Source organism: Polaromonas sp., from assembly GCF_041689105.1.
GTDB lineage: Bacteria > Pseudomonadota > Gammaproteobacteria > Burkholderiales > Burkholderiaceae_C > Polaromonas.
Genome location: NZ_JBDNGU010000072.1, coordinates 1 through 9,439, shown reverse-complemented (window position 1 = coordinate 9,439; position 9,439 = coordinate 1). Strand labels below are relative to the sequence as shown.

General features: G+C 54.8%; 17 protein-coding genes and 1 tRNA gene. All 18 read left to right on the top strand.

From position 1 onward, the window contains the following. Positions 1–423 (top strand): 50S ribosomal protein L5 (gene rplE, locus ACESMT_RS06740; protein ID WP_372825798.1); only part of this gene is annotated, 423 nt, incomplete at its 5' end. A 7-nt stretch (positions 424–430) separates the two neighbouring features. Beyond that, positions 431–736 carry a 30S ribosomal protein S14 gene (rpsN, locus tag ACESMT_RS06735; RefSeq protein ID WP_011481458.1) on the top strand — a complete coding sequence of 102 codons (306 nt, stop codon included), beginning with the start codon at positions 431–433 and terminating at the stop codon, positions 734–736. 17 nt (positions 737–753) lie between these two features. Next, complete coding sequence (rpsH, locus tag ACESMT_RS06730; RefSeq protein WP_077592483.1) at positions 754–1,149, top strand: 30S ribosomal protein S8; 396 nt, start codon at positions 754–756, stop codon at positions 1,147–1,149. A 24-nt stretch (positions 1,150–1,173) separates the two neighbouring features. Next, positions 1,174–1,707 carry a 50S ribosomal protein L6 gene (gene rplF / locus ACESMT_RS06725; protein WP_372825797.1) on the top strand — a complete coding sequence of 178 codons (534 nt, stop codon included), beginning with the start codon at positions 1,174–1,176 and terminating at the stop codon, positions 1,705–1,707. Between the two features lie 11 nt (positions 1,708–1,718). Then, on the top strand, positions 1,719–2,084 hold the full coding sequence (rplR, locus tag ACESMT_RS06720) for a 50S ribosomal protein L18 (protein WP_372825796.1): 366 nt from the start codon (positions 1,719–1,721) through the stop codon (positions 2,082–2,084). Positions 2,085–2,101: 17 nt separating this feature from the next. Continuing rightward, the gene (rpsE, locus tag ACESMT_RS06715; RefSeq protein WP_188709721.1) at positions 2,102–2,620 is read left to right on the top strand and encodes a 30S ribosomal protein S5; all 519 of its coding nucleotides are present in this window, start codon (positions 2,102–2,104) and stop codon (positions 2,618–2,620) included. Between the two features lie 11 nt (positions 2,621–2,631). Then, positions 2,632–2,814 carry a 50S ribosomal protein L30 gene (gene rpmD, locus ACESMT_RS06710; protein ID WP_372825795.1) on the top strand — a complete coding sequence of 61 codons (183 nt, stop codon included), beginning with the start codon at positions 2,632–2,634 and terminating at the stop codon, positions 2,812–2,814. 12 nt (positions 2,815–2,826) lie between these two features. Continuing rightward, the gene (rplO, locus tag ACESMT_RS06705) at positions 2,827–3,258 is read left to right on the top strand and encodes a 50S ribosomal protein L15 (protein WP_372825794.1); all 432 of its coding nucleotides are present in this window, start codon (positions 2,827–2,829) and stop codon (positions 3,256–3,258) included. A 23-nt stretch (positions 3,259–3,281) separates the two neighbouring features. Then, complete coding sequence (gene secY, locus ACESMT_RS06700; RefSeq protein ID WP_372825793.1) at positions 3,282–4,601, top strand: preprotein translocase subunit SecY; 1,320 nt, start codon at positions 3,282–3,284, stop codon at positions 4,599–4,601. A gap of 3 nt (positions 4,602–4,604) precedes the next feature. Continuing rightward, a complete protein-coding gene (gene infA, locus ACESMT_RS06695; RefSeq protein WP_007869286.1) occupies positions 4,605–4,823 on the top strand; it encodes a translation initiation factor IF-1 in 219 nt (72 codons plus the stop codon). A 28-nt stretch (positions 4,824–4,851) separates the two neighbouring features. Then, entirely contained in the window at positions 4,852–4,965 is a 114-nt protein-coding gene (gene rpmJ / locus ACESMT_RS06690) for a 50S ribosomal protein L36 (protein ID WP_011481465.1), read from the top strand. A gap of 25 nt (positions 4,966–4,990) precedes the next feature. After that, on the top strand, positions 4,991–5,356 hold the full coding sequence (gene rpsM, locus ACESMT_RS06685; protein WP_372825792.1) for a 30S ribosomal protein S13: 366 nt from the start codon (positions 4,991–4,993) through the stop codon (positions 5,354–5,356). 17 nt (positions 5,357–5,373) lie between these two features. Then, positions 5,374–5,778 carry a 30S ribosomal protein S11 gene (rpsK, locus tag ACESMT_RS06680; protein WP_077592475.1) on the top strand — a complete coding sequence of 135 codons (405 nt, stop codon included), beginning with the start codon at positions 5,374–5,376 and terminating at the stop codon, positions 5,776–5,778. A gap of 142 nt (positions 5,779–5,920) precedes the next feature. Further along, positions 5,921–6,544: a 30S ribosomal protein S4 gene (gene rpsD / locus ACESMT_RS06675; RefSeq protein WP_372825791.1), complete on the top strand. Its 624-nt coding sequence runs from the start codon at positions 5,921–5,923 to the stop codon at positions 6,542–6,544. Positions 6,545–6,639: 95 nt separating this feature from the next. After that, positions 6,640–7,629, top strand: a complete 990-nt coding sequence (gene rpoA, locus ACESMT_RS06670; protein WP_077592473.1) for a DNA-directed RNA polymerase subunit alpha — start codon at positions 6,640–6,642, stop codon at positions 7,627–7,629. An 82-nt stretch (positions 7,630–7,711) separates the two neighbouring features. Further along, positions 7,712–8,113, top strand: coding sequence for a 50S ribosomal protein L17 (rplQ, locus tag ACESMT_RS06665; RefSeq protein ID WP_372825790.1), 402 nt, complete (start codon positions 7,712–7,714; stop codon positions 8,111–8,113). A gap of 18 nt (positions 8,114–8,131) precedes the next feature. Further along, positions 8,132–8,208, top strand: a tRNA-Met gene (locus ACESMT_RS06660). Positions 8,209–8,567: 359 nt separating this feature from the next. Next, a complete protein-coding gene (locus ACESMT_RS06655; RefSeq protein WP_372825789.1) occupies positions 8,568–9,419 on the top strand; it encodes an ankyrin repeat domain-containing protein in 852 nt (283 codons plus the stop codon). The last annotated feature ends 20 nt before the right edge of the window (positions 9,420–9,439 follow it).

The following is a 9,439-nucleotide window of genomic DNA, read 5'->3' as shown; positions in this document are numbered from 1 at the left end:
GTGAGCGAGGCGGTTGCCGACAAAAAGGTCATGGACAACGCCGTTGGCGACATGACCAAGATCGCCGGCCAGAAGCCTGTTGTCACCAAGGCCAAGAAGGCTATCGCCGGTTTCAAGATCCGCGAAGACCTGCCCATCGGCTGCATGGTGACCCTGCGCGGCGTCAAGATGTATGAATTCCTGGATCGCTTCGTGACTGTGGCGCTGCCCCGCGTCCGTGACTTCCGCGGCATCTCCGGCCGCGCTTTTGATGGCCGTGGCAATTACAACATCGGCGTGAAAGAGCAGATTATTTTCCCTGAAATTGAATACGACAAGGTAGATGCCTTGCGTGGTCTCAATATCAGCATCACCACCACGGCTAAGACCGACGAAGAGTGCAAGGCGCTCCTCACCGGCTTTCGTTTTCCGTTCAAGAACTGAGGCGGGCATGGCAAAACAGGCTTTATTGCAACGTGAACTGAAGCGCGAAAAACTCGCTGCCAAGTTTGCCAAGAAATACGCAGAACTCAAAGCAACGTCCAACGACGCCAAGCGCTCCGATGAAGAGCGCGCCCTGGCCCGTCTGGAGTTGCAAAAGCTGCCCCGCAATGCGAACCCTACCCGCCAGCGCAACCGCTGTGCGATCACGGGGCGTCCGCGTGGCACATTCCGTCAATTCGGCCTGGCTCGCGCCAAGATCCGCGAGTTGGCTTTTGCTGGTGATATCCCTGGTATCACCAAGGCAAGCTGGTAAGCATAGGAGAACTACAAATGAGCATGAGTGATCCTATTGCCGACATGCTGACGCGTATCCGCAATGCACAAATGGTTGAAAAAGCCGTTGTGTTGGTGCCGTCGTCAAAAGTCAAAGTTGCCATCGCGCAGGTGCTGAAGGATGAGGGCTACATTGATGGCTTCTCCGTCAAGACCGACGACGGCAAGCCCCAGTTGGAAATCGCCCTGAAGTATTACGCAGGACGCCCGGTGATTGAGCGCATTGAGCGCGTCAGCCGCCCCGGTCTTCGCGTCTACAAAGGCCACGGCGCCATTCCCCAGGTCATGAATGGCCTGGGTGTTGCCATTGTCACCACGCCCCAAGGTGTGATGACTGATCGCAAGGCGCGCGCTACCGGTATCGGTGGTGAAGTGCTTTGTTACGTGGCTTAACGGCGGCATCGAGGAGTAATTGAAATGTCTCGTGTAGCAAAAATGCCAGTCGTCGTGCCTCAGGGTGTGGACGTGGTGATGAAAAACGACCAGATCAATGTCAAGGGTAGCCTTGGCACGCTGGCGCTGACGCAGAACGCCCTGGTAACCATCAAGAGTGATGCCGGCCAGCTGACGTTTGTACCGGCCAATGATTCGCGTGAGGCCAATGCCATGAGCGGCACCATGCGTCAGCTTGTCAACAACATGGTTACCGGCGTCACCAAGGGCTTTGAGAAGAAGTTGAGCTTGGTGGGAGTCGGTTTCAAGGCGCAGGCCCAAGGCGTCAAGTTGAATCTGACGGTTGGGTATTCGCACCCTGTCATCATGGACATGCCTGCGGGCATCACTGTGACGACCCCGACCCCCACGGAAGTGGTGATCAAGGGGTCCGACCGTCAGCGCGTTGGCCAGATTGCCGCTGAGGTTCGTGCTGTTCGTCCTCCCGAGCCCTACAAGGGCAAGGGCATCCGTTATGCGGATGAGAAGATCACGATCAAAGAAACCAAGAAGAAATAAGGAGCTGCACCATGTTGACCAAAAAAGAGCAGCGCCTTCGTCGTTCACGTCAGACTCGCATTCGCATTGCCACGCAAGGCGTTGCCCGCCTGACTGTCAATCGGACCAATCTGCATATTTACGCGACTGTCATTTCTGGCGATGGCGCCAAAATCCTGGCATCCGCTTCGACTGCAGAGGTCGAAATCCGCAAGGAGCTCGGCGCTTCTGGCAAGGGTGCAAACGTTGCTGCTGCGCAGGCCATTGGCAAGCGAATTGCCGAAAAGGCAAAAGCAGCAGGTGTGGAAAAAGTAGCGTTTGACCGCGCTGGCTTTGCGTACCACGGCCGCGTTAAAGCGCTGGCTGAGGCGGCTCGCGAAGCTGGCTTGCAGTTCTAAGCAGACTGGAATTAAGTATGGCTAAGTTTCAAGCAAAATCGAACAATGACGCTCCAGACGATGGTCTGAAGGAAAAGATGATCGCGGTCAACCGCGTGACCAAAGTTGTTAAAGGCGGCCGTATTCTCGGCTTTGCTGCGCTGACCGTGGTTGGCGACGGCGATGGTCGCGTAGGCATGGGCAAGGGCAAGTCGAAAGAAGTGCCGGCTGCGGTGCAAAAGGCCATGGAAGAAGCACGCCGCAACATGACCAAGGTTTCGCTGAAAAACGGCACCATTCATCACAACGTGTTTGGCCACTGGGGTGCGGCCAGCGTCATGATGATGCCGGCAGCCAAAGGTACCGGCATCATTGCGGGCGGCCCCATGCGTGCTGTGTTTGAGGTGATGGGTATCACTGACATCGTGGCGAAAAGCCATGGTTCCAGCAACCCCTACAACATGGTGCGTGCAACGATGGACGCGCTGAATAACTCCACAACAGCTTCGGACATCGCGGCCAAGCGTGGCAAATCAGTCGAAGAGATCTTCGGCTAAGGCGGTACCCAATGACGACAGAGAAAAAACTCACTGTAACCCTGGTTCGCAGCCCGATTGGCACCAAGGAATCCCATCGCGCCACAGTGCGTGGTCTGGGCCTTCGTGGTGTCAACAGCAAGAGCGAGCTGCAGGATACGCCTGCTGTTCGCGGCATGATCAACAAGATCAGCTACCTGGTCAAGGTGCTGTAAGCGGAGCTTATGATGGAATTAAACGGAATCAAGCCGGCTGAGGGCGCTAAGCACGCGAAGCGTCGTGTCGGTCGCGGCATCGGTTCGGGCCTGGGCAAAACGGCAGGGCGCGGCCACAAGGGTCAAAAGTCCCGTGCTGGCGGTTATCACAAGGTGGGCTTTGAGGGTGGACAAATGCCTTTGCAGCGTCGCCTGCCAAAACGCGGCTTCAAGTCGCAGTCCCTCAAGTTCAATGCAGAAGTGACCTTGACTGCGCTTGAGCAGCTGGGTCTGGCCGAGGTTGACTTGCTGGCGCTAAAAGCTGCCGGCTTGGTTGGCCAAATTGCAAAAAATGTCAAAGTCATCAAGTCGGGTGCCTTGACAAAGGCCGTGAAACTCAATGGCATTGGCGCCACTGCGGGCGCAAAAGCTGCCATTGAAGCTGCTGGCGGCATGCTCGCATAAGAAAACCAGACGGATAACGATCAGTGGCGACCACCTCCGCACAAATTGCGAAAACCGGCAAGTTCGGTGACTTGCGCAACCGGCTTGTATTCCTGCTGCTTGCGTTGGTGGTTTATCGGGTGGGCGCACATATTCCTGTACCCGGCATTGATCCGGGGCAATTGCAGCAGCTTTTTCAGGGGCAGCAGGGTGGCATATTGAGCTTGTTCAATATGTTCTCGGGCGGTGCGCTTTCGAGGTTCACTGTATTCGCGCTGGGCATCATGCCCTACATCTCGGCGTCCATCATCATGCAACTGCTGACCTATGTCGTTCCGACATTTGAGCAGCTGAAAAAAGAGGGTGAAACCGGGCGGCGCAAGATTACACAGTACACCCGCTATGGAACGTTGGGCTTGGCGCTGTTTCAGTCCATGGGTATTGCAATTGCGCTGGAGAGCTCGCCGGGCCTGGTGCTTGCACCTGGATTTGGCTTCCGGATGACTGCGGTGGTCAGCTTGACTGCGGGTACGATGTTTCTGATGTGGCTCGGTGAGCAGATCACTGAGCGTGGCCTGGGAAACGGCATTTCGATTATCATTTTTGCGGGTATTGCGGCGGGCTTGCCAAGCGCCTTGGGTGGCCTGCTTGAACTGGTGCGTACCGGAGCCATGAGCATCCTTGTGGCCATCGCGATCATTGTCGTGGTTGCCTTGGTAACTTACTTTGTGGTGTTTGTGGAGCGGGGGCAGCGGAAGATTCTGGTGAACTACGCCAGGCGCCAAGTGGGTAACAAGGTCTATGGTGGGCAGTCGTCTCACCTGCCGCTGAAACTGAACATGGCCGGTGTTATCCCTCCCATATTTGCTTCGTCCATTATTTTGCTGCCTGCAACCGTTGTGGGCTGGTTCAGTGCCGGCGAGGGGATGCGTTGGCTCAGGGACATAGCGGGTACTTTGACGCCCGGCCAGCCGATTTATGTATTGCTGTACGCCAGTGCCATCATATTTTTCTGTTTCTTCTACACAGCGCTGGTTTTCAACAGTCGGGAGACTGCGGACAACTTGAAGAAAAGCGGCGCGTTTATTCCCGGCATCCGCCCGGGTGATCAGACGGCACGCTATATCGACAAGATTTTGGTGCGTCTGACATTGGCCGGTGCGATTTACATCACTTTTGTGTGCCTGTTGCCGGAGTTTTTGATTTTGAAGTACAACGTCCCGTTTTATTTCGGCGGTACTTCCTTGCTGATTATTGTTGTTGTGACTATGGATTTCATGGCGCAAGTGCAGAACTACATGATGTCTCAGCAGTATGAGTCGCTGTTGAAGAAAGCAAATTTCAAGACGTCACCTGGTGGTTGATACATGTCGAAAGATGATGTCATCCAGATGCAGGGTGAGGTTGTGGAGAACTTGCCCAACGCGACGTTTCGCGTGAAGCTGGAAAACGGACATGTTGTTCTGGGTCATATTTCAGGAAAGATGCGCATGCACTACATTCGCATTCTTCCTGGTGACAAGGTAACGGTTGAGTTAACGCCCTACGATTTGTCCCGGGCACGTATTGTGTTTCGCGCTAAATAAGCGCAGTTCAGAAGTTTAGGAGAAAGAAATGAGAGTTTCAGCTTCGGTTAAGAAAATTTGCCGCAACTGTAAAATCATCCGTCGCAAGGGTGTTGTCCGTGTGATTTGCACGGATCCACGCCATAAGCAGCGCCAAGGCTGATTTTCAAGAGTTTTAGAGGACGCATATGGCTCGTATCGCTGGTATCAATATTCCCCCGCAGCAGCATGCCGAAATCGGCTTGACTGCTATTTTCGGCATCGGCCGCACTCGTGCTCGCAAAATTTGCGAGGCATGTGAGATTGCGTATTCCAAAAAAGTCAAAGATCTCACAGACGGGGACCTGGAAAAAATTCGTGATCAGATCGCGCAGTTCACCATTGAGGGTGATTTGCGCCGTGAGACCACGATGAACATCAAGCGCCTGATGGACATTGGCTGCTACCGTGGTTTCCGTCATCGTCGTGGTTTGCCCATGCGCGGGCAGCGTACGCGGACCAACGCACGTACCCGCAAGGGTCCGCGCAAGGCCGCGGCGTCCCTGAAGAAATAATCGAGTAAGAGGTAGTTATGGCAAAAGCCCCCAGCAGTAACGCAGCACAACGCGTTCGCAAGAAAGTACGTAAGAACGTTGCCGACGGTGTCGCCCACGTTCACGCGTCCTTTAACAACACCATCATCACGATCACGGATCGTCAGGGCAATGCCTTGTCGTGGGCTTCGTCGGGCGGTCAAGGCTTCAAAGGTTCGCGAAAATCGACACCTTTTGCAGCGCAGGTTGCTTCGGAGGTTGCCGGCCGCGCCGCTATTGAGCAAGGCATCAAGAATCTTGATGTTGAGATCAAGGGGCCGGGTCCTGGCCGCGAATCATCGGTCAGGGCGCTTGCCGCGCTCGGTATTCGAATCAATTCGATTGCTGATGTGACGCCAGTTCCTCACAACGGCTGCCGCCCACAAAAGCGTCGCCGTATTTAAGTTGAGTTGCCCGGGAGAGCGTAGCCTCGCAGTCGCATGCGTGGCAACACTTCCCGGTAGACTCTTTTATCAAGCCCACCGCCGTTAGGTTTACACCGAAGGCTCCTGCAATCTATTGCAGCAGATGACATAAGGAATTCAAGTGGCACGTTATCTAGGCCCCAAGGCCAAACTATCCCGTCGTGAAGGTACAGACCTTTTTCTGAAAAGCGCTCGCCGGGCGATTGGCGACAAGGCAAAGTTTGACTCGAAACCTGGCCAGCACGGCCGGACTTCCGGGATGCGAACTTCCGATTTTGGTCTTCAGCTTCGCGAGAAGCAAAAAGTCAAGCGCATGTACGGTGTACTTGAAAAGCAATTCCGGCGCTACTTCGAAGAGGCAGATCGTCGCAAGGGCAACACCGGTGCCAATCTGCTTTTTATCCTTGAGTCGCGTCTTGATAACGTTGTCTACCGCATGGGCTTTGGCTCAACACGTGCTGAAGCGCGCCAGCTAGTTTCGCACAAAGCGATCGTGGTCAATGGTGGTTCGGTGAATATTCCTTCTTACATGGTCAAGACCGGTGACGTGATCGCCGTGCGCGATAAGTCCAAGAAGCAGACGCGGGTAACGGAAGCACTTCAGCTGGCCCAACAGGTTGGCCTGCCCGCTTGGGTTGATGTCAGCATTGACAAAGGCGAAGGCATTTTCAAGAAGGTGCCTGATCGCGATGAATTTGCCGCTGACGTCAACGAGTCGTTGATTGTCGAGCTTTATTCCCGTTAATTTTCGTTCCTGCGTTTACGGGGCACTGCAAACGTAGGGTCGCTTCACCCGGCCTTATCGGTGTAACGAGCCGAGGGTATTGAGAGGAAGAATGCATGCAAACAAATTTACTTAAACCAAAAACAATCAACGTCGAACAACTTGCTGCAAATCGCGCAAAGGTCACGCTGGAGCCGTTTGAGCGAGGCTATGGTCACACACTGGGCAATGCGCTGCGTCGCGTTTTGCTGTCATCGATGGTTGGGCATGCCGCGACCGAAGTCACCATCGCTGGTGTGTTGCATGAGTATTCCTCGATTGATGGTGTGCAGGAAGATGTCGTGAACATTCTGCTGAACCTCAAGGGTGTGGTCTTCAAACTCCACAATCGTGATGAAGTTACGTTGAGCCTGCGCAAAGACGGTGAAGGTCCGGTTACTGCTGCCGACATTCAGACACCGCATGATGTGGAAATCATCAATCCTGAGCACGTGATCGTCAATTTGTCGCATGGCGGCAAAATCGATATGCAGATCAAGGTTGAGAACGGACGGGGTTACGTTCCTGGCACCATGCGCCGCTACGGGGATGAGTCGACAAAATCAATTGGTCGTATTGTTCTTGATGCATCTTTTTCGCCGGTCAAGCGTGTGAGCTACACGGTCGAAAGCGCACGCGTTGAGCAGCGTACGGACCTGGATAAGCTGGTTCTTGAAATCGAGACCAATGGTGCTGTTACTGCGGAAGACGCCGTTCGCGCTTCGGCCAAGATTCTGGTTGAACAACTTGCGGTGTTTGCGCAGCTTGAGGGCAATGAGCTGGCTGCGTTCGACGCGCCGGTTCAACGCAGCTCCCAGCAGTTTGATCCTATTTTGTTGCGTCCAGTGGACGAGCTTGAACTGACGGTTCGCTCCGCCAATTGCCTGAAGGCAGAAAACATCTATTACATTGGCGACCTGATTCAGCGTACCGAGAACGAGCTTCTCAAGACCCCTAATCTTGGACGTAAATCATTGAATGAGATCAAGGAAGTTCTGGCATCCCGCGGCCTGACATTGGGCATGCGGCTCGAAAGCTGGCCACCAGCAGGCTTGGACAAGCGGTAATTTGAAAACGCCTCACGAAGAGGCGCAGTGCGCGGGCAGTACCTGATACGGCTGCCTGAAATAGAAATGAAAGGAAAGCACAATGCGACACGGACACGGACTTCGTAAACTCAATCGGACCAGCTCTCATCGGCTGGCCATGCTTCGCAATATGATGAATTCCCTGATTCAGCATGAAGTGATTAAAACAACCCTGCCCAAGGCCAAAGAGCTGCGCCGCGTGGTGGAACCCATGATTACTCTGGCAAAAGAGCCAACACTTGCGAACAAGCGATTGGCCTTTGATCGTCTGCGTGATCGCGACATGGTCGTCAAGCTGTTTGCCGAACTTGGTCCTCGTTACAAAGCTCGTCCGGGTGGATACACGCGTATTCTGAAAATGGGTTTTCGCGTTGGGGACAATGCACCTATGGCGTTGGTCGAGCTCGTAGATCGACCGGAAGTGACTGAAGACAAAACTATCGACATGGCAAAAGCAGAATAGAGTAGAATAGGAACATATCGCGCGGTGGAGCAGCCTGGTAGCTCGTTGGGCTCATAACCCAAAGGTCGTAAGTTCAAATCTTGCCCGCGCAACCAACACTCAAGCCGTAAAGGCTGGTAGCAAACGCCCACTTCATGTGGGCGTTTTGCTTTGTGCCCAAACGCGTGCCCATGTCGTGCCTTATCTGTGCCCATGAAAACCTGGTGCATAAGTCTATGACCATTGGGTAGATATCGGCCCCTACGCCTGTAAAATCGTGCTGACACAAATTGAAGGTGGCCACCATGGGGAATGGGAGCGAGCAGCCTAAAGGACGACAAAGGACCACCGATGGAGGTTCGTTAGAGCCGCGCTGCGGGATTTTCACGCCATTGACAGTCGGACTCCCCTTCTAGGGCTCGCGTTGGTTCTCACGGACGCTTCGATCTCGCCTTCCGTCAACCGCCTGCTCAAAATGGCGGTGCTGACCGGAGTGGAGAGCTCGGTACGCCTGCACATCGACCGGGGCGACAATCTCAACTCCAGGGACGACAAGGGCCTCACGCCGCTGATGATCGCGGCATCGCGAAACAAGGCCGTTATTTGCAAGCTTCTTCTGGATGGCAGCGCCGACCCGCGCTTGGTGGATGCCGCTGGGCGAGACGCGCTGGCTCTGGCGAAAGCAGCAGGAGCCACCGAAGCGGCCAAGGTGATCGAGCTTGCCCTTGAGCCATCGCCACCCCCTGCGCCAGCAATCGCTCCGCAGAAATACACAGAACCTACGTCGGCAAATAGCGCCTTAATCCACAACGAGCCGATTCAGTCGCTCCCGAATGTGGAATCAACGACAGAAGACGCATGGGACGAGCTGGACGCCCCGTTCGATCTCTCAGGTTGGGTCGAGGAGGTGGAACGCGCCCCTCCGATTGGAGACGCTTCTCTCGCCCTCCCGGCGATCGCGATCCACGGCGCCATCTCGGAGCATGCGCCTATCGATTCCTCCGCCGATTGGGAAGAGTTCGAAGCATTCCTTCCGAGTTTCGCGGCTCCTTTGCTGCGCGTTGAAAATTTGGAAAAGCGCGACCGACTCCGCTCTCTTTTGCTGCGGGCCATGCGCGAAGGCAGCGTCCCAGCTCAGGCGGTCGAAGACCTGTGCGTGAATGACGACCAACGCAGAAACGCGGAGACCGAGTTCTCCTTGGTCCAAGCCCCCCGTGCCAGAATGACTTGCATCACCTCCCTCTCACAATTTAGTGAGGAAAGAGGTCATCATGCAAAAGCGTCAACCATCTTCCAAAGCCACAGTGCAAGCCCTTCATTGTCTTGATCAGACCCTGGACACAACGG

Coding starts and splice junctions, on each gene's coding strand:
- rpsM (WP_372825792.1), top strand. CDS start 4,991: ATGGCTCGTATCGCTGGTATCAATATTCCCCCGCAGCAGCATGCCGAA.
- ACESMT_RS06655 (WP_372825789.1), top strand. CDS start 8,568: ATGGCGGTGCTGACCGGAGTGGAGAGCTCGGTACGCCTGCACATCGAC.
- rpoA (WP_077592473.1), top strand. CDS start 6,640: ATGCAAACAAATTTACTTAAACCAAAAACAATCAACGTCGAACAACTT.
- rplF (WP_372825797.1), top strand. CDS start 1,174: ATGTCTCGTGTAGCAAAAATGCCAGTCGTCGTGCCTCAGGGTGTGGAC.
- rpsE (WP_188709721.1), top strand. CDS start 2,102: ATGGCTAAGTTTCAAGCAAAATCGAACAATGACGCTCCAGACGATGGT.
- rplR (WP_372825796.1), top strand. CDS start 1,719: ATGTTGACCAAAAAAGAGCAGCGCCTTCGTCGTTCACGTCAGACTCGC.
- infA (WP_007869286.1), top strand. CDS start 4,605: ATGTCGAAAGATGATGTCATCCAGATGCAGGGTGAGGTTGTGGAGAAC.
- rpmD (WP_372825795.1), top strand. CDS start 2,632: ATGACGACAGAGAAAAAACTCACTGTAACCCTGGTTCGCAGCCCGATT.
- rplQ (WP_372825790.1), top strand. CDS start 7,712: ATGCGACACGGACACGGACTTCGTAAACTCAATCGGACCAGCTCTCAT.
- rpsH (WP_077592483.1), top strand. CDS start 754: ATGAGCATGAGTGATCCTATTGCCGACATGCTGACGCGTATCCGCAAT.
- rpmJ (WP_011481465.1), top strand. CDS start 4,852: ATGAGAGTTTCAGCTTCGGTTAAGAAAATTTGCCGCAACTGTAAAATC.
- rpsK (WP_077592475.1), top strand. CDS start 5,374: ATGGCAAAAGCCCCCAGCAGTAACGCAGCACAACGCGTTCGCAAGAAA.
- rplO (WP_372825794.1), top strand. CDS start 2,827: ATGGAATTAAACGGAATCAAGCCGGCTGAGGGCGCTAAGCACGCGAAG.
- rpsN (WP_011481458.1), top strand. CDS start 431: ATGGCAAAACAGGCTTTATTGCAACGTGAACTGAAGCGCGAAAAACTC.